Origin of the sequence: Actinoallomurus vinaceus (assembly GCF_039542055.1) — a bacterium.
GTDB classification, from domain to species: domain Bacteria; phylum Actinomycetota; class Actinomycetes; order Streptosporangiales; family Streptosporangiaceae; genus Actinoallomurus; species Actinoallomurus vinaceus.
Genome location: NZ_BAABHK010000002.1, coordinates 529,436 through 550,827 on the forward strand (window position 1 = coordinate 529,436; position 21,392 = coordinate 550,827).

Genomic DNA, 21,392 nt, shown 5'->3' on the forward strand with positions numbered 1-21,392 from the left:
CGAGGTCGCTCACCTCCGGACTCCCCCATGAACTCCCGAAGGGATCGGTAACTCCGCTCCTCCGCGTAGGTCCGCAAGATGGGATTGGCCTTGTCCAGGCCTCCACCCGGCCCGTAGAGCCTCTCCAGGAGTTCGACCATCTCCGTCGACTCGTGGGCACGCACCCATTCGGGGCCGTTGTTACGTGGCAGGAGGGTCTCGGCCCCGACCCCCCCGTTCGTCCCCAGCCAGGCGTTCGTCAGCTGGGCGAAGTACTCCTTCTCGTCCATCGCCGAGTAGTTCAGGCTGCCCGGCTTGTTCGGATTGGTCAGCGGCCCGTCCGGCCATTGAACGCCGGCCCCGGCCTTCTTCTTGGCCGCGAAGTTCCGGGTGATGCGCTGCTTGTCCTTGTCACCGAGCGCCTTGTGGATGACGTGCGCGAGTTCGTGGGTGACGGTGGAGTAGTACACGTTGTAGAGCGAAGAGAACGCGCTGATCTCACCGAGGATGTTCTCCTCAGGCATCGTGACGAGACCGTCGACCTCCAACGCGCGGTGATACTCGAGAGGCTTGCCCTTGAGACGAGTCCCGGCGTAATCCCTGAAGTCGTCCAAGGACGTTATCGACTCGTTCCGCGGGACTATCACCGCCCTTCCGTTCTGCTCCGTGAGCACTTTCTCCGCCACTTTCGGATTGTGGCGGAGCATCCGGGTGATGATGTGGTGCAGCGCCTGCCGGGCCATCGCGGGCCGCTCGACACCCGGCGGCACCTCGATCATCAACTGCGCCACCACGGACGCGAAGAGCTCCGGCTCGTCCTGGGGCAGGGAGCGGCGCAGTGCCTCGACGAACTCCGAATTCCGGGCCCACCAGCCTCGAATGTCCGGCGGCAGTTCCGCCAGCATCTCGAACCGGACGGCCGGCGGCACCGCCGCCAGTCCCCTGGCCGCCTGCACGGGCACCGTCTGCCGGGCGAGCGAAGACGCCAGGTTCCGGAATCTGCCCCTCAGCCGCTTCCAACCCTGCGAGTGCGAGGACGCCGAGGATTCGGAGCCGGCGGCTTCGGCACGCGGCGCGCCGGCCGGCGAAGCCGGTGTGCGGGCGGGGGCGAGGTTGGCGCCCTCCAGTGAGGGAGCGTCGGTCATCTCGACGTCGCCCGGAGGAGCCTCCGCCATCTCGACGTCGCCGCCGGTAGCGGGCCGCACGGCCGTCACCGGGTCGGGGGCGGAGAGCCGGGCGGAGCTCCGGTCGGTCGATGGGGCGAGGCCGGCGGCCGGACGCGCGGTGGCCGGCCGCCGCACGTCCGCCTGAGGCAGCCCGTAGGCGTCGATGGCTCGCTTGAGGTACCTGGCGAGGGGACCGGTGACAGAGGTGTCGCCGCTTCCCTCCGCCGCGCCGGTGGGAAGCCACTCCTCGCCGATCCCGATGGTGCGGCCGTAGAGGTCGGCGCGTACCTGCTCGTATGGCCTGTCCCCCTTCTTCCGCCCGGCGAACGCCCTGAACTGGGGCAGGGAAGTGAGCGGCCGATTCCGCGCGACGATCACCACGGTCACGCCCGCGACCGCCATCCGCTCCGCCATACCGGGCCTGGCGAGCATCCGGGTCATGACCTGATGTGCGTTCCGCCGAGCGGTCGCGGCGTCCGCCACGTCCGGGGAGACCGTCACCATCAGATGCGCCGCCGCCGCCACGAACTCCTCGGGGGCCGAGGACAAGGCGGCACGCAGGGTGCGGAGGAAGTGGGGGTCGCGCGCCATGAGCTCGCGATCCGCCTGGGACATGGACTGGAGCCACGCGGACCGGCCGGCCGGTGAGAACGCCGCCACCTTGTTCGCGAGCTCGACGAGCTTCCTCTGCGGCCGGGTGAGCCCATAGGCGTCGATGGCTTTGCCGAAGTGCCGGACGAGGTCCTGGGGGGCGCTGCCTCCCGTGGTCGCGGCGCCGAGTAGAAGCTCCTCGCCGATCCCAATGGTGCGGGCCTGCCGGTGTACGCGCGCCTCGTCGTACCTGACCGGCGTCTTCCCCACCCGGGCTCTCTGCTGTCCTCCGGCGAGCGTGCTGAAGGCGTCCACGGACGTGAGCCGCGTGTCCCGCGGGATGATCAGCACGCTGACGCCGTCGGTGATCATCTTTTCGGCGAGATCCGGGTGGTAGAGCATCCCGGTGATGACCCTGTGGGCCGCGTGCCGGGCCTCCGCCGGTGACTCGACGCCGGACGGCGTCTCGATCATGAGCTGCGCCACCGCCGACGTGAACTGCTCCGGGGGCAGGTTGCCGCGCAAGGAGGCCAGGAACTGCGGGTCGCGCGCCAGGCCGTCCCGCTCCTCCTGCGACATCGACTCCAGCCGCGCGAACCGCTCGGTCGGCGACAGCTGCTTCAGCTGCTGTGCCCTCCTCAGGGCCGCCGCCGCCCGGTCCAGCAGAGCCCGGTTCTCCGCCGCGCTCCTCGCGAGGCTCGCAGCCGACCGCACGTTCGGCAGAGACCGGCCGGAGCGCGGGGCCTCCAGGCTGCCGCCCTCGTCGTCGGCCCAGTGGACGTTCTTCTTGCCCGCGTTGAAGAAGCGTTCCTCCGGGAACTCCGACGCCGGCACGTCCCAGGTCAGCGTCTCCTGCGCCGGGAAGTCCACCAGGCGGCCATCGGGATAGGCCACCCGCCAGACACTCGGCCGGCCGTCGGCCCGCGGCGCCAGGTGCATCCCCGACCGGGTGACCGCCACCTGGGTGAGGAACCGATGCGAGACCATACCGGTCTCCCACACCGGCGGTCCCACGACGTCCTCCCCCTCCCGCACGACAGGGCAGACGAGGATCACGACGTCCGAGTACCCCTGGTCCGCGATGGACCGCGCCGCCGCCCCGACCAGACCCGGATCGAGGTTCCGTCCGTGCCCCGCGATGAAGGCGGTCGACTGTGAATTCCGGTACGGCGGGGTGAACCGCGCACCTTCCAGGCGCCCCTCCGACCGGCGCCACAGAACCGCGGGCATCTCCCGCAACCGGCCGTAGTCCGGCGCACGGAGCGCCCATTCGGCCGGAGGGAACACGTGCAGCCCCACGAATCGCCGGAGCCCCTGGGGATCGGGGGAGCCGAAGGTCCGCCACGGCCCGGACCCGTCGGCCGGCAGCGGCACGGACCGAACCGGCGGCGACCACCCGCCCGGCCGGTAGGAATCGCGGGTCGCCGGTACCGGCTCAGCGCGCCCGACCACGAGCGGCTCGCCGAAGACCCGGTCGAGAAGCCAGGCCATGCGGGGTTCACGCATCCGCAGGACTTCCGGAGCGTTGAAGTAGTCCCGCACGAGCTTGGAGAAGAAGTCGACGATCTGGGCGCTTACCCTGCGGTCGGAGATACCGGAACCACTGAGGTCATCGAAGGTCGCCGGCCTGTCGTATCCGGCACCGCGGCGCACCGCCCCGTTCGTGGAAGAGCCTCCCGCGCGGGAGCGCTGTTCCTGCCGGGCCAGCTGACGTCGCCGGTCCTCGGCCGAGAGGCCGGGGATTCCCCCGGTCCTCGTGTCTCCCGCCCCGAGACGACGGCCGTCGCCCTGGAAGGGCGCCGCCCCTCCGTTCCGCCGGGCGGCGTCCACCTCGGCGGCCCGGCGTGCGACCTCCTCCCGCTGCTCCTGGGTCAGCCCCTTCCCGAGGATGAGAACCGAGAGGTACCTCAGGACCAGCAGATGACCGTCCGGGCCACCGGGGACGCCGTCGATCAGCGGCTCCTCGTCGAGCAGGTCCTCCTCGGAGACGGCGACGTGCCCGGACGGATAGTCGAACGCACCGCGGGCCTGGTCGGCGCGGTTGAGGAGAGGCATGGCGGTCAACCGCCCGCCCGGCCGTTGCACCCAGATGTTCGTGTCGGACGCGCGATCGCGCCAGTGGGGCAGGGTGGTCAGCCGCTCACCCCGCGGGATGATCCACACCCGCGCGCCGGGGGCGGACACCAGCACCCGCAGGGCCACCTCCGGATTCATCAGCACCCGCGCCAGGAAGTCCTGCAACCGCTGCCGCGCCGCCTGCGGCTGCTCGACCCTCGAAGGCACCTCGATCAGCAATTGCGCCGCGATCGACGCGAAGTCCCTCGCCGTCAGTTCCCGGCCCACGGCCAGCGCGAGCGTGCTGACGAACGCCCGGTCGGTCGCCAGCGCGGCCCGATCGGAGGCCGGCGTGGACTGCAGGACCCACTCCCGTTCCTGGGCCGACATCGTCGCCAGGCGCTCGGCCAGAGGCGACGAGGGCGGCCGGCCTCCCATCACTCGAGCGACGGTCTCGGGCGGCAGGGGCTCGGTGATGATCTCCCGCTCGAAGCCGGCCTGCCGGAGGACGTCCCGCGCGAAGACCTCCCGGCCACGAGGATCCTGCCGCAACGCACCCTGCCGTTGCAGGCCCGGAACCGGTCCTCCCTGCCGTGCCCCCCGCCTTCTGGAAGACCTGGGCTCCGGCATGTCGCGGGCCGTCTCCGGTTCCGACGGCGGCGGCGCGAGTGCATGGTCCGGACGGTGCCCGTTCCCGTGACCGACCTCGGTGGGATCGCCGGACGAGGCCGCCTCATTCGGTGCCACGGTGTGGAGCGCCGGGGAGGATTCGGCGGCAGCGGTGTCGCCGGCCGGAACGTGGGCCGGGCTCGACGGTGCGGTGGACGACCGGCCGGCGTGCTCCCAGAACTCCCGGTATTCGCGTGTCACCTCGTCCACCGGCGACGTGGCGTCGACCGGCGGTGCGCCGTTCAGGGAGTCCGGAGCACCGAAGGTCCAGTCCAGGAGCGGGAGCATCGGTTCCTCGTGCCGGCGCACGTAGTCCGGGCCGGTGTTGCGCGGCAGACCCGTGGCAGGGTCCGCTCCGGGTTCCAACCCCAGGTAGGCGCCGACCAGCCGGCCGAAGTACGCGCGCTGGTCCCGGTCGGCGGCATCGGCGCGGAGGTAATCGACCATCCCGGAGTAACCGTGGGGCCATTCGACGGTTCGCCCCGACGTTTGCGCGAAGCGCTTCTCGCCATGCCACTCGACGACGTCCCACCACTGCTTGCTGGTCAACGCCGTGACCTTGATGACGCTCGCGAGATGGGACATGGCCCGGGAGTATTCGCCGCCGAGGAGGTCCTCCGCGGCGACGGCGGTCATCCCCGGGACACGGTCGAACTCACCGTTCGAGGCACCGCGAACGACGTCCCAGTCACCGCGTCCCGCGCGATCGCGCCAGGGCGGCAGGGAGGTCAGCGGCCTGCCCTGTGGGATCACCCAGACCCGCGCCTCGCTCAGCAGGGCCTTCTCGGCCACCAGCGGGTTGACGAACACCCGGGTCAGGAGCGCCCGCAACCGCCCGCGCACCAGGTCCGGCCGATCGACGCCCTCGGGCATCTCGATCATCAACTCCGCCGCGACCGACGCGAACTCCCACGACCGGAGCGCCGCTCGCAGGGTGCCCACGAATCGCCGGTCCTTCGCCAGCGCGGCGCGCTCGTCACCCGGCAGGGACTGCAACGCCCGCGCCCGTTCCTCCGGCGACAGCCCCACCAGACGCTTCGCCGGAGGCGACGAGGATTCCGGCCACTCGCTCACCAGCGCCCATAGGTCCCAGTAGCCACGGAAGAGTTCGTTCTCTACCCGTGTCCTTCCGACCGGGTTGGCCTCGATCGGGTCGCTCCGCTGCCCGATGAGCTGTTTCAGGATGGGAAGCAGGGGCTTCTCGTGCGTCTCGACCCACTTCATCCCGTTGTTACGCGGAAGGCCGGTCCGTACGTCGACTCCCTTGTTCACCCCCAGCGCCACGGCCCCGAGCTGCGCGAAGTATTCGAACTCGTCCTGGGCCGAGTAATTCTTGATCTCAGGTCGTTGCGGGTGCGTGTACGGACCGTCCGGCCACGGGACCGGAACCCGACCAGGTCCCTTCGCTTTCAGGAACCTCTCCGAAAGGTTCTTCCTCCGCTGGAACCTCTCCCCGATGAGACGCTGCTCGTCCTCGGAGAGGTTCTCGTGCAGCCGGTGGAAGAGCTCATGGGCGGCGGTGGAATAGCCGTCCGGATCGGTACCGCCGATGAGGGCTTCTTCCCCAAGGAGATTCTCCTCGGGAATCGCGGTCATTCCCGTGTCGAACTGGTGGGCGCCCCGGAGCTGGTCCCAGGGCTCGCGTCCGGGAATGGGCTGGCCGGCGCGCCGGCGCCAGGGGGCCAAGGACGTCAACCGCTCGCCCCGTGGGATCACCCAGATCTGCCCGGCGCCGAGCAACAGCCGTTCGGCCATGGCCGGATCCGCGAGCAACCGCGTCATGAGCGCCACGAGGGCACGGCGGGCCGCGATCGGCTGTTCCACCTCTCGCGGCATCTTGATCAGCAACTGCGCGGCGACCGACGCGAACTCCTCCGGATCGGTGAAACCGTTCCGCAGCTTCGCCACGAACGCCGCGTTACTCCTCAGCTCGACGCGGTCGTCGTCCGGAATGGACCGCAGCTCCGCCGCCCGCTCATCGGCCGGCAGCCGTACCAGGCGCGCGACCAGGTCGGCATGGTCCAGAGCTGCGGGATTCCACAGCCGCCTGAGGCCCTGATAGGTCTCGCTCTCCTCGGGGGCCTCCTCGAACAGGTCGAGTGTCGCCCGAGCGGGGTCCTTTCCGAACAGCCACTTCATGAGCCCGTAGAGCGGCCGTTCGTGAGCCCGCACATAGTGCGGTCCGTCGTTGGTGGGGAGGAGCGTGTTGGCGTCCAAGCCGGCGTTGGCGCTCATGTGCGCGGTCACGAGCCCGACGAAGTACTGCCGGACGTCCACGGCAGTACGGTTCACGTCATCGCGCTTCCGGGGATCGGGGTGCTCCGGGTTGCGGTAGCGCCCGTTGGGCCACTGGACGGCCTCCCCGAGGTATCTCTTCTCGGTGAACCAGTCCTCGACCGCGTCCCGCTGCCTCCCGGTCAGCACGGAGTCGTACATCAGCTCGGCGATCTGGTTGATGACCACCGAGAGGCCGTCCGGATCGAGGACTATCTCCTCGCCTACGACCATCACCGGGTCACCGTGGACCTCGATGTGGGTCCGGGCCGTGTCCCAGTCACCGGCGCCGGCGCCGGCGAGATGGCGCCACGGCTCCAGAGAGGTGAGCGGCTCATCCCTCGGGATCACCCACACGCGCGGACCGGCGAGCAGCAGGCGTTCGGCCACGACCGGTTTCACGAGCACTCGCGCGAAGATGCCCTGCAGATCCTGACGCGTCGCCGCCGGCCGCCTGACGCCCGCCGGCACCTCCAGCAACAGGTGCGGAGCCAGATCCAGGAACTCCCGCACCGGCAGTTCACGACGCAGCCCGGTCACGAAGGCCCGGCTCACGAGGCGGCCCGCGGGGCTCCGGTCGAACATGAGCCGTACGCGATCGTGCGCGGGCAGGGACTCCCACTCCGACACCCGGTCGTCGGGCGACATCGCCGCCAGGCGCGTCACCATGTCCCAGGGGGCCGTCGGCGCGGTGCTCGCGGCACCTGGGGCGTGTCCCGGATCCGCCGCCGGCAGGGTCCCGGGGGCCATCGACGATCGCTCCTCGGCCGCCGGCGAAGCCGGTAGGTCGGTCATCCGCGTGTCGCCGTGGGGATCCGCCGTTGTCGCGGCGTCCGCGAGGTCCGAAAGGTCGCCGCCCCGTACGGTGTCGGTGCCGGCCGGCCGGGTGTCCCGCTCGGCGACCTGGGCGAGGATGCCGGTGGCCCACTCGTTGGCGTCCGCCTGGTCGGCTCCGGTGGTGGCCATCGTCAGCAGCGAGACGATCCGGTACATCAGGACGGGGGCGACCGGCCCACCCGGAAGGATCTGTGCGAACCGCTCGGTGTTCCCGAAGAGGAACGCCTTGATCTCGGCGTGCGTCAGCCGTTCGCCGAGGAAGTCCTCGTTGTAGATCCGGTCGCTGAGCCGCTTCAGTGCGTCACCGGCGTCGCCGGTCCGCTCGGGCGAACGCTTGACGGCGATCAGGAGGGAATCGATCGTCGCCTTGAAGATCTCCCAAGCGGGAACGCCGCGCGCCAGGCTTGGAGGCGCGTCGACGATCTGCAGGATGAGGTCGACCGACCCGTCACGCGACGAAGCTGCCGCTCCCTCCGGCCGGCCGGGACCGAATTCCTCCGGCCGTGGTGCGAAGGCCCGCGGCACCGGCGCGCGGTGCGGAGTGAAGACCTGCCGACGGCCGATCACGTGCAGATCGACCTCGACCGTCCCCCGGCCGTTCCCGTCGAACGGCCGCAGGTGAACGACCTGCCCGGCGGCGTCGCCCGGCAGGTGGATGACGACGTCCTGACGGAGGTAGGTGGCGAGGGCCCGCCCCGCCAGGTCCTGCGCGTTGTCCGCGCGCCGGTTCTCCCGGTACTCGGCCGACCTCTCCGCGCCCCGGCCGCCGGCGCCGGGCACCCGCAGGTGCCTCACCGGGCGGTACTGGACGAACGCGTTGACGAAATCGCCCCGGCTGAAGGGCCGCCGAACCGCCTGGGAGACCACGGGCTGCTGGTCCATCCGCGAGGAGCCCACGGTCCCCGCCAGCACCTGATGCGCCGCCCGCAGCGCACCCGCGCGCAGCACCGCGGAATCCTCACCGACCGCGCGGCTCACCGCGTCGAAGAGCGTCCCCTCCCCCACCGGCGGAGGATTCCGGTCCAGCACATCTCGTTGCAGCGCCACCATGTCCTGCAGCAGTGACGTCGCGGTGTCCGACCCCGCCACCGCGTGCGCCGCCAGCACCGCCTCGTCGGGCTGAACCCCCACCGACGGCCGCGGCGCGTGAGCACGGGCGCGGCCGCCCGCCGCGTCGCCCAAGGGTGCCGAGATCCGAGAGTTCAGCTTCCCGGCGGCATTGATGTACTTGCGGTCCTTGGTGCCGCTCGGCCGCCACCGCTGACCGGTGCTGGACTCGCCTTCGCCGCTTTGCTGGATGCCGAACGGGTTCTCGTCTCCCTGGCCCAGACCGAGGTCGATATAACGCTTCTGGAGGCTGTCCCGATAGTTACCGAAGGATGTTCCGGTCTGCACGGACCGCGGCATCCGGTAGAACTGGTTCCGCACGTCCCCGAGGGTCACGTGAGACTGCGGCAGCGAGCCCCGCGACCCGGTGTACGCCTCATCGAACCGGTCCAGTTCGGTGATCGTCGCGCCCTCGGAGAAGTCGGTGACGTACACCTGCCCGCGCACCGGATGGGCGTTGTTCGCACCGTAGACCTGCGCCTGTTCCGCCGAGCCGTACTGCGAGAGCAGTTCATCCGCGTAGACGGCGTTCAGCGTCTCCGCGAGCCTGCCGAATTCGGCGCCGCCATCACCGAATTCGATGCTTCGGCCCGGCTTCAGCAGGAGGGTGCCGTCGATGAACAGGTTCGGCTCGGGCGTGTACGGCAGCAGCGGGTGGATGGCCGCCAGCCGATCACGCGTCTGCATGTCCTCCTCGATGGCCTCCCGCAGCCCGGGCCCGGCCTGCATTCCCGGGTCGACCCGGTAACCACCGGCCATGAGCAGCGGACGCATGGCCGGGAAGTCATCGACCAGCAGTTTGTCGGCGAAATACTCGAAGACGTGCCGGCCGGACGGAGTCAGCCGCCTGCCGTCGTCGAAGTCCTGAATCGAGATGTACGGATAGGTCCCCTCCTGGACGAACCCGGCCACCGCCGCCCGGGTCGCCGCCGAGTGCAGGACCTTATTGCGCATCGACCCGGGCTTGAACGAGCCCCTGAACGCGGTGCCCACCACGGCGACCGGGTGATCGACCTGCCGCAGGACCCACGCGATGTCGGCCCTGACCTCGTCCGGCAGGCCCATCTCCGGATCGCCCTGCTGGTTGGCGCCGAAGACGAACACGACCCGGTCCGGGTCTCCGGTGTAGCCGTGCATCACCGCGTCGACGATGTCCGGGATCCGGTCCACCTGCGAGGCCCGCAGGATCATGTTGACGACGTACGACACGTCCCGCTGCGGGACGACCATGGCCTCCAGGAATCCCTGGTACTCCTCGGCCGTCATCTCCGGCGGCGTCCGGACCATCGCGTCGAACGCGCGATTCGTCTGGACGTGGACGAACACCGCCTCATCCGACGACGTCGGCGGAGCGGCATGGGACGTCGGCACCACGCCACCAGGCCGGCTCGCCCGCATGCTCGCCCCGACGGCCTGACCCTGGGCGCCGTCGGTCGATGACTCGAGATCGCGCTCGACGGGCGGTTCGGCCTGGCTCCTCAGCACCTGGAAACCGGCGGACCTGCCGCCGCCTCCCCAGAGGGCACGGTAGAGGTCATCGTCCGCCCGGCTCGCCTCGGCCGGTTCCAGGTCCCGCAACGCGTCCGGCTCAGCCCCGTAGAGCGTCTCCAAGATGTCGACGAACGGCTCCTCGTGAGTCCTCACATATTCGGAACCGTTGTTGCGGAGCAGGTCCGTGTCGGCGTCGTGGCCGATATTCGCGCCGAGATAGGCGTTCGTGAGTTCGGCGAAGAAGAGGGTCGCGTTCCTGGCGGACGCGGTCGTCGCGTCACGCATCTCCGGATCAGGATGCGCGGGGTTACGGTACCGGCCACCGGGCCATTCCAGCTCCTCTCCCGCTCGCTGTCTGGCCAGCTTGGCGGTGAACCGCGCGGCGACGTGCTCTCGCTGGTCCTCGGCCAGCCCCTTCGCGTAGATGAGATACGCCAGCGCGTGCGAGGCATCCTCGCCGTTGTCCAGGTCCGCGTCACCCGGCAGGTCCTCCCGGACGAGGATCTCTTCGCCCACGGCGGCGATTCCGCTGTTCTCGTCGGCGAAAGCGCGGAACGCGTCGAAGTCTTCGGCGAAATCGTGGAACGGCGGCAGAGAGGTCAACCGCTGAGCCCGTGGGATCACCCACACGCGCGCACCGCCGAGCAGCAGCCTCTCGGCCACGTCCGGGTTCACCAGCATCCGCGCGAAGACGGCCTGCAGCGACTCGTGGGCGGCGGCCGGCCGCCGCACGGTCGCCGGCACCTCGATCATCAACCGGGCGGCGGCCGACGCGAACTCCCGGTCGGACAGGGCCTCCCGCAGTCTGCTCACGAACACCGGACTCGACGCCAGCGCGGCGCGCTCGTCGCCCGACATGTACCACAGTTCCGACGCCCGGCCATACGGCGACATCGCCGCCAGACGCGCCGCCCGCGAGCCGTGGTTCACCGCCCGCGTCGCGTTGACCGGGTTCACGCCCTCCAGAACCGCGGGCTTTCCGAAGAGGCGTTTCAGAAGCGGATAGAGCGGCCCCTCGTGGACCTTGACATGATCCGGTCCATTATTGGGGGGCAGGAGGGTATGGGGATCCTCGCCGGCGTTGACCCCCATATAGGTGTTCACGAGCTCGGCGAAGTATTCATAGACGTTCGTGGCCGAGTAGTTCTCCGGCCCGTCATCACCGTGCTCAGGATTACGGTAGGGGCCGTCCGGCCATTGAACGTCCTCTCCCCGCTGCGACGCGTCCCGCTTCTTGTTGAACCACGCCTCGACCCTGTCCCACTGCTTGCCGGTGAGCGCGTATTGATGAATGAGATGAGCGATCTCGTGGACGCTTATCCCGTTACCGTCGACATAGTCGTTCTGTTGCGGCGCGATCAACGATTCTTCGCCGAGGAGGTTCTCCTCGGCTATCCCCACGTCGGGGGTGGTGAAGCTCGCGATTCCGCGGAGGTTGTCGAACTTCTCCTGACCGGCGAGATCGCTCCAGGGATCCAGGGAGGTCAGCGGCTTACCCCTCGGGATCACCCACACGCGGGCGCCGTCGAGCAGGAGCCGGTCCGCCACCATCGGGTTCACCAGCATCCGCGCGAGGATGTCCTGCAACCGTTGCCGTGCCTCATCCGGACGCTCGGTGTCCTCCGGCACCTCGATCATCAGCTGCGCCGCCACCGCCGCGAACTCTCGCGCCGGCAGGCTCGAACGCAGCCGTCCCGTGAACCGCACCTTCCACAGGAAGCCCTCGGAACTCCCGTCGTACAGCAGCGTCGCGCGCTCGCGCTCCATGAGCCGCAACGCCGACGCCCGGTCCTCAGGCATCATGGCGACCAGGCTTTCCGCCAGCTCGAACGGGTCGGGCAGCGGCGAAGTGTCGGTCAGCCGGGCGATCGACTCGGCGGTGGACTCCGGAGCGTGATCGGACAGCGGGATGTGGACGGCCGGTTCGCTCTCGGCCCCGACCCGGCGCAGGTAGAGACCCGACGGTCTCCCGACGAGGGAGTACGGCACGGCCTCCCCCGGCGCACGCGGGACGTTCCGCAGCTGCTCGGCATTGGCGGCCCGGCCGATCCAGCCACTGTCACCGCGCAGGAGGGCACCCGTCGGCTCGTGGAAGAAGTCATCGCCGAACCGCCTCCATCCCTCCGGGGCGAGCGTCAGCGGCCGGCCGTCGGGTAGACGCAGCGCGATCCGGCCGGTGTCGCTGACCTCGTAGGTCAGCGGCGTCGAGGTCGACCCGCGCCCGGGCCCGGCGCCGCGCAGCACGCGCGAGTAGCGGTGCCACTGCTCCGCCGCCTTGCCCTCCGCCGCCGCTACCTGATCGGCCGGCACCACCCTGAGGCCGCCGAAACGACGCGTCCCGACGGTCAGCTCCCCGCCGATCGGCCGGCCCGCCGCCAACGGATCCACCCCGTCGTCCCGCGACCCACCGCGAAGGCCGCCCGTCGACCTCCCGAGCGTTATCGCGTCGGGCATCGCCACGTCGCCATGAGGATCCGTCGTCGCGTCGGGCATCACCACGTCGCCGTGGGGATTCGTGATCGCGTCGGCCGGCCGGGCCGGCGCGAGGCTCCGTGGCACCGGTGCCCCGTGCGGGGTGAAGACCTGTCGGCCGTCGATCACGTGGAGATCGATCTCGATGGTCCCGTCGTCCCTGTCCCGGAACGGTGTGAGCCGGATCGGTTCGCGGCCGTCCGCCCTGATCGGGTGGATCACCACGGTCTGGCCCAGGTACGTCGCGAGGCCCCGTCCTGCCAGGTCACGGGCGTTGTCCGCGCGCCGGTTCTCCCGATGCTCGACCGACCTGTCCCCCGGTCGGCGCCCGCTGTCGGGCACCGGAAGGTGCCTCACCACCTGGTGCTGGACGAAGGCGTTGACGAAGTCGCCCTGGCCGAAGGGCTGCCGCACCGTCTGCGACACGACCGGCTGCTCGTCCATCCGCGACGAACCGGCGGTGGCCGCCACCGCCCCGTGAGCGGCCTCCAGTGCCCCAGTGCGGAGCGCCCCGGCGTCTCCCCGACCGGCGACCCGGCTCACCGCGTGGAACAGGGTCCCCTCGGCCACCGGAGGTGGATTCCGGTCCAGCACATCGCGCTTCAACACGACCAGGTTCCGCAACAGCGACGTCACCGTGTCCGACGCCGCCGCCGTGTGGGCGGCCAGCACCGCCTCGTCGGGCTGAACGCCCGCCGACGTCCTGCGCGCAGGACCAGGGCCGCCCGCCGCCTCACCGCTCAACGGCGCCGACAGCCGCAGGTTCAGCTTGCCCGCGGCGTTGATGTACTTTCGGTCGAGCCGGCCGGCCGGCAACCACCGCTGCTTTCCGCCCGGTTGCTCGTCTTCGCCCCGCTGGATGCCGAGCGGGTCGTCCCCCTGATCGCCCGGGCCCAGGTTCAGGTAGCGCGTCTGAAGACCGTCCCGGTAGTTGCCGAACGAGGTGCCGCTCTGCACCGACCGCGGCGGCCGGTAGAACTGGTTGCGCCAGTTCGCGGGCGTGGCGTGGGTCTGCGGCAAGGATCCGCGCGAGCCGGTGTAGGCCTCGTCGAAGCGGTCCAGCTCGGTGATGGTCGCGCCCTCGGCGAAGTCGGTGAGGTAGGCCTGCCCGCGCACCGGATGAGCGTTGTTCGCACCGAAAGTCCGTGCGACCTCCGCCGGGTCGTCCTCTCCGATCCGCGCGAGCTCGATCCGGGCGGCCTCCTGCCGCGCCGCCTCGGACTCGGTGACCGCGATCGAGCCGTCATCGGACAAGCCGTCCTCGGACTCGGTGTCCGAGAACGCGTCCTCCCCGGCCGAGCCGTGGTACAGGGACAGCTCCGCCGCGTAGGCGGCGTTCAGTGTCTCGGCGAGCCTGCCGAACTCGGCGCCGCCGTCGCCGAACTCCACACCGTGGTCCTGTTTCAGCAGGAGCGTGCCGTCGATGAACAGATTCGGCTCGGGCGTGTACGGGAAGAGCGGGCCGACGGCCGTCTGCCGGTCCCGCGCCTGCATGTCCTCCTCGATGGCCTCACGCAGGCCGGGCTGGACCTCGGCCTCCGGGTCGACGCGATAACCACCGGCCATCAGCAGCGGGCGCATGGGCCGGCCGGAGGGCGCCTGGATCGCGTCGGCGAAGGGATCGTAGGTCTCGAGTTCGTCGGCGAAGTGCTGGAAGACGTGCATCCCGGAGGGCACCAGCCGTCCGCCGGTGTCGAAGTCCTGGACGGAGATGTACGGGAAGGTCCCCGTCTCGACGAGCCCGGCCACCGCAGCCCGGGTCGCGGCCCCGTGCAGCACCACGTTGCGCATCGAACCCGGCTTGAACTCACCGCTGAACGCGATCTCCATGACGGCGACCGGGTGATCGACCCGGCCGAGCACCAGCTCGATCTCGCGCCTGACTTCCTGCGGCAGGCCGGCCTCCGGGTCACCCTGCTGGTTGGCGCCGAAAACGAACGCGACGCGTCCGGGCTCCCCGGTGTAGCCCCGCAGCACCGCGTCGATGACGTCCGGGATCCTGCGGACGTCCGATGCCCGCATGATCATGTTGACGACGTACGAGACCGGGCGCCGGCTCGCGACCATCCGCCGCAGGAAGCTCTGATACTCCTCGGCCGTCATCATCGACGGCCTGCCGGCGATCGCGCGGAAGGCGTCGTTCGCCTGAATGCCGCGTCCGGCCTCGAACGCGGTCCCGTCCACATCCATGGGGTCGAGCACCGGGCGTTTGGCGGGCCGGTCCAGATCGTCGAGGCCGGCACGCCGCTTCGAACCCGCGAGCGGGGCGACCTCGGATGATTCCGGCGGGGCGAGGGCGGTGACGCCGTCCCATTCGTCGGCCGGCTCCGGCGCGGCGGCCTCCGGCGGAGAACCGTGCGAAGGCCGCGCGGTGACCTGCGTCCCCTCGCCGGACCCGCCGGTCTGCCGGGGAGTGGGCGGTCCGAAGATCTCCCTCAGGAGGGGGGCCAGCGGACCAGCGGACTCCCACACCTCGGCCAGGAGATCCTCCTGCGGCACGTCGGTCCGATCCGCGGGGGAAAGGGTCGCGGCAAGATAGCCGTCGACGAGGTGGGCCCAGTAACCACGGGGGTCCGGGGCGAGGGAGCGCCACCGGCCACCAGTGGTGGGATTGGGGTGCTCGTAGCCGGGAGGCCAGACCACGGCGACCCCGCGTCGTTCCAGAGCCAGCTTGCGCTCGAACCGGGCGGTGACCTGCTGCTTCTGCGCGTCCGTCAGTCCGCCGGTCAGGACGAGACGTGCGAGCCGGTGGACGACCGGGGAGTCACTGTGGAGCTGCCCGGGGGCGCCGTCCGCCGGCGGATCCTGGCCCAGGAGGTGCTCCTCCGCCACGGCGGTCATTCCCTTGACCGTGCTGAAGGCACTCCGGGCGGTGTCGAAGTCGGCCTTCCCGGCGAGATAGCGCCAGTCGGGCAGGGAGGTCAGCGGCACGTCCCGCGGGATGATCCACACCCGCATGCCGCCGGTCAGCACCCGCTCGGCCACGTCCGGATTGACCAGCATCCGGCTCAGGATCGCCTGCAGCCGGTCGCGGGCCGCGTCCATCCCCGGCTGCTCGACGACCTTGGACGTGAAGAACATCCTGGTGAAGGCCGCCTGTACGTTCTGGAGCGGCGTCGCCGGCTGCCGAATGTCCTCGGGCATCTGGATCAGCAGGTGCGCGGAGACCGACGCGAACTCCTCCGCCGGGAGCCTGTCGCGCAGGGTCGCGACGATCTCTTGGTCCTTGGCCAGCGCGGTGCGTTCGGCGTTGGACATCGACCGCAGTGCCACCGCGCGTTCCTCCGGTGCCATCCGTGCCAGCCGCGCGCCCGGGTCGGCCAGCTCGAACAGGTCGTGGAACGCCCTGTAGGCCGCGTTGTCCTGCGCGGTCCTCGTGCGGGGGTTCGTCCCCTCGAAGCCGGTCGGGTTCTTACCGAAGACCTTCTCCATGATGGGCAGCAGCGGCTTCGCGTTCGCCGCGACCCAGCTCGCGACATTGTTACGCGGCTGCCCGGTCTCCTTGTCATTCCCGGCGTTCGTCTGCAGGTAGACGTTCACCGCCTGCGCGAAATACTCCTGCTCGTCCGTGGCCGAGTAGTGGCTCAGGCCGTGCCCGTCCGGCCACGGCATCGGAAGGCCGAACTTCGTGGCACGCCATCTCTTCGAGTACGAGTCGTCGATGACGTCCCGGTCCTGATCCGTCAACCCGACGTTGTGGATGAGGTGGGCGATCTCGTGCACCGCCGACGAATAGCCCTCCGGCTGGGGTTTACCGACGAGGGCCTTCTCCCCGAGGAGGTTCTCCTCCGCCACCCCGGTCATCCCGGTGCTGATGTTGGAGGCACCCCGGACCTCTCGCCAGGGCCCGCGCCCGCGGATGTAGTTGTTCGCCAGGTGTTTCCAGGGCGGCAGAGCGGTCATGGGCACGCTCCGCGGGATCACCCATACCCGCGCGCCGCTGGTCACCACCTGCTCGGCGACATCCGGATTGAGCAGCATCCGCGTCAGAAGCCCCTGCAGGACCGACCGGGCGGTCACCGGCTGCTCCACCTCCGCGGGGAGCTTGATCAGCAACTGCGCGGCGACCGCGGCGAACTGCTCCGCGGCCGCGGCGAATCCCTCCGCGGCCGACGCGGACGTCTCCACGTCCGGCCACGCCTCCGGCCACGCGCGCAGGCCCGTACGCAGCGCGCCCACGAACTCCTCGTCCCGCGCAAGCGCCGCGCGGTCCTCATCCGACATGGACTGCAGTTCCGACGCCCGTTGCTCCGGTGACATCGCCACCAGACGTGCCGCCATACCCGGCAGCGCCACCGATCCGCCCACCGCACCGGCGTCGGCAGGAGGAACGGCGGCCGTCACCTCCTCGTCCGGCTCGTGCTGATGCTCCGACGGGACCGGAGGAACGTCGTGGACGTCAGGCTCGTCGCTCGCCGGCGGTTCCCCGAGTTCCGCACCGTCGCCGGCCGTCCGCAGGCCCGCCGGTGCGCCGTGTGGGACGGGAACCTGTCCGTCGGCGGCGGGCAGGTGCTCGGTCTGCGCCCCCGTGAAGGGGTCGACGACGACCACCGGCCCGCCGAGGTGTGCGGCGAGAGCGTCGGCGTAGGAGGGCTCCCCCGCCGGGCCGGGCGTGCCGGGCCCCACCGAGGGCGGGCCGGCCTCCTGCCGGGTCGCCATCACCATGGCCGGTTTGCCGGTCAGGGTGTGGTGGCGGGTGATCCAGCGCGCCGTCTGCTCCGGGTCGTGCGGGTACGCGACCGAGGACGGATCGTGGGGATTCCGGGGGAAGGAGATCGTTCGCGTCGCGGGATCGAACTCGCCGACGACGATGGGGACATCGTTACGGATCAGAGCCATCGTCCGCTCGGGATCGGCACCGACCTGCGCGCCGGCCGGGGAGGGCCGCTGGGTCCCCTGTGCCTGCCCGGTGAGGGCGGCTCGCCTGAGGCCTCGGAGGTTCACCAGGAACATCCGGTAACCCATGTCCCTCAGTTCCTCAGCGTGGGTCTGACGGACGGGGTTGGCTCCCTCGACGTCTCCGGGCGGCCCATAGAGCCGCTGAAGCAGATCGAGCATCGACGATTCATGCTCGATGATGTATTTGAGCGTGTTGTGGCGCGGTAGGCCGGTGTAGAGGTCGAGGCCGGCGTTCGTTCCCAGGTAGACGTTGGTCAGCTGAGCCCAGTACTCACGCTCGTCCTGCGCCGAGTAGTTCTTGCGGCCGGGCCGGTTCGGATTCGAGAAGGCGCCGTCCGGCCACTGCACGGCCGATCCGGCCTGCAGCTTCGTCCTGAAACGCCGCGTGATGAGCTGTTTGTCCGTGTCATCGAGCAGGTCGTGCACAAGGTGCGCGACCTCATGCGTCACGGAGGAGTATCCGCTGCTGTAGGTGGCGCCCACCAGGCCCGTCTCGCCGAGGATGTTCTCCTCCGCGAGCGCGACGACGCCGCGGTCATATACCCCGCGGACTTTGCTCCACGGCCTGCCGTCCGCGGTGTTCCGCCCCTCGTACTGCCGGAATTCGGGCAGAGAAGTGAGTTCCGCGGTGCGCGGGATGATCACTGCCTTTCTGCCCTTGTTGATCACCCGCTCCGCGAGAGCCGGGTTGTGGCTGAGCATCCGCGTGATGATCTTGTGCAGCGTCTGCCGAGCCATCGCGTGTCGCTCCACACCCGGCGGTACGCGGGTGATCAGCTGCGCCACCATGGCCGCGAAGTGCGCCGGGTGCAACGAGTCACGCATCCGGTGTACGAAGACCGGGTCGCGCGCCAGGCCGTCCCGCTGCTCCGGAGTCATGACGGCCAGATCCGCGTACCGGTCGTCCGGTGACAGCGCCGCCAGGCGCCTCGCCTCCCGCACGGCCACCGGTTCCGGGGCCCGCACCTCGGGGGCGGGGCGATCGGTCATCACGACGTCATCAACGGCGGGAGGGCCGGAGGTGCGCGCGCGTTTGGCCGGCGGCTGGAGCTCGTCCGCGTCGGCGGCGCGTCGTTTCGATCCGGCGACGGGCGGAACGGCCGCGTTCTCATCGCTCGGCCGGAGCCGTACGTCCTCGGAGCCCGGAGGAGCGGCGTCGGCATCCGGCCCCACCGGCGGCGCGGCGGCGGGACCGAACTCGTCATCGCCCGCGAGGGCGGAGCGGACCTGTTCGGCCACGTCCGTACGCGCGACGGGTCCGTCCCCGCCGGTGCCGGGCCCGCTCGACACCGTGTCCGCGGGGCTCGGGACCGTCTCACGGCCGATCGCGCCGTAGCGCACGTAGCCGGTTCCGGGCGGCTCGCCGACCTCCCGCCCCGCTCCGCCGGCCGTCGTCCTTGGGAGCGCCCGGAACCACGCGGTCCCCGGCAGGACGAGCAGCTCGCCGTCGTCCTCGATGGCACCGCCGGGCGGCCCGAAGACCTCGACGCCCGACAGATCCGCCAAGCGCCGGGACGGCATCTCGACGTCCTCGCCGTACTCACTGCCGCTGGCCGGGATGTAGACGGGCTCTCCCGCCTCGGTGGCCAGGTCCGAACCCCAGGCGACCAGCGACGCGGGCGTGTCCTCGAACGGGTGGACGATCACCAACGGCGTCCCGGGCGACCAGCCGAGGTGACGGAGCGTCGCGAGGAACTCCGCGACCTCGATCCGCCTGCTCCCCCCGAAGCCGAACAGGTGCGGTACGAAGGGCCGGCGGTCGAAGGCGACCATCCCGACGAACGCATCACCGCCGGGGACCATGGCGCGCAGCCGGTCCGCCAGCGCGGCCTCCCCGCGGTCGACCACGCCGTCGGAGGAGCGGAACAGCGCGGCTCCCGGCGACCGTGTCACGAAGACACTGCCCAGAGACGCCAACTCCGCCAGGCCGGGAACCGAGGCCGGGTCCAGGAGCCCGGAGGAGGTGTCATCGGCCTGCCGGGCGCCACGGCCGCCGTGCCAGGAGGTCACCGCGTAGCGCGACATGGCCTGTTCACGCTGTGCGGGGCCCCAGAAGACCGTGTCCAGCATGTGACGCAGAGGTGCGGTCACCTCGGGCGCGTCCGGCTCGAAGACCGTGACCGCCCCCGGCCCGTCCGCAGCACGGTGCACCCGCTGCACCACTCCCGCGTGCACGCCGACCTCCTCGTAAGAGGGCGGCTGCCAGGTCGGGTCCGCGGCCAGCCGCAGAGCCGCGTACACCAGCCCCAGCGCCTCGTTGACGTTCTGCTGGATCTCTCCGACGTCCAGACTCCCGTCCAGCTGCCGGAACTCCACATGGTCCGAGCCACGCCCCTGAACACGCCGGAAGCTCAGCGCGTCCTTGTCCCTCCCGCTCGGGGTGTCCCAGACCGCCAGGTACCCGTCGTGCTGTGCGGGGAGCGGTTGTGACTCCTTGGTACCGCGATGGGCGTCGGCATGGGGATTCATCGCCAGACGGAACAGGAGATCCTGATGGCCGGTGTACAGAGCCCGCAGAGCCTCATAGTTCCGGACGTCGTCGCCGAACTGAGCGGTGCCCACGTGCACGTGCGAACTCGTCCGCTTCGTGATGCGGCCGCCGTGCCTGTCCACGATGTCCGTGGCGACCCGCAGGTCCTCCCACGTCTGCCGGGTGTCCCTCATGATGGGAGAGACCAGTTCGGCGCCCACCGTGGGATCCTTCTCCAGGCGCCACCAGTCCCGAGCCTCGCTGTAGCCCAGATCCACCACCTGGTGGTAGCCGCCGATCTCTGTCTGGCGGGACAGTCCGGCTGCTCTCAGATCCGCGACGATCGCCGCATATACGGCTCTCGTCTCCGCGTCCGTGAGGCCCTCGGGAAGGTCGAACTCGATCTCCACCCCGAAGGTGAGACCGCCCCGCATCGGGTCGGCCAGGCCCCCGGTCGCGTCCTCCAGCAGGTACGGCACCGGCGCCTCGCCGCGCGCCACCCGCTCGGCGGTCTGCCGTACGATCCGCTCGAGCATCTCGGGTGTCGTCTCGGGCGCCTCGCCCATCGCCGACCACCAGGCCCGCGCGTGCTCCCGCACCACCGAAGCCGGGATCTCCACCGATGAGACGCCGTCCGTCCCGGGGACCGGGGTCCCGTCCGGCAGCAGGTGCCGAACCGCCTCGTACAGCGTCGTGTCCGCCTCCACCGCGGATGACTCGGCGTCATCCAAGGCCGGAGAAACCGTGTGCTGCTCGAGTTGCGCCGGCGTCGCGGTGACGAAGGACTCGCCTCCGAGACGGTGCCCGGGAGACTCGATCGCGGACCAGAACTCCCGGAATACCCGATCCACCTCATTCGCGGCCCGGGTCGCCTCGACCGGATTCGCGCCCTCCACCGGCTCCGGCTCGCCGAAGACCCAGTTCAGGATCTCGGCGATGTGCGGATGACGCCGTCGTATGAGGTGCGGGTCGGTGGCGAACGACAGGCCCGTCCCCTCAGCGGTCTCCATGTGCGTGCCCAGGTGGATCTGCGCGAGCGTGGCGAAGAACTGGGTCGCGTGGAGCCTCATCTTGCGGGCGAAGACCTCCGGCTTCCAGAGGTCGTCGAAGGTCGCCGGCCTGTCGTACCCAGGGCCACGACGCGTCGGTGCCGGCGTTGCGGCGTCCGCGGGGGCACCCCCGGCGCGGAACCGCTCCGCCTGATCGGTCACCTGACGATGACGTTCCTCGCCCGAGACACCGGGGATGACCTCATCCCTCGGATCTCCCTTCCCGAGACGATGACCGCCGCGCCGAACCGTCGACGACGGCCCGACCGCGCCCGAAGCCCAGATGTCATCGAAGGTCACCGGCCTGCGGGATCGCCGCTGGGAGGCCGGCGG

Annotated in this window: 1 protein-coding gene (cut by both window edges); it reads right to left on the reverse strand. The window is 70.5% G+C overall.

All 21,392 nt of this window come from inside a single coding sequence — locus ABEA24_RS08380, WXG100-like domain-containing protein (RefSeq protein ID WP_345430097.1), on the reverse strand. Of the gene's 57,432 coding nucleotides, 9,423 precede the window and 26,617 follow it; the stretch shown corresponds to coding positions 9,424-30,815, spanning codon 3,142 (complete) through codon 10,272 (partial); reading right to left, the first codon wholly in view occupies positions 21,390-21,392. Both codon boundaries (start and stop) fall beyond the window edges.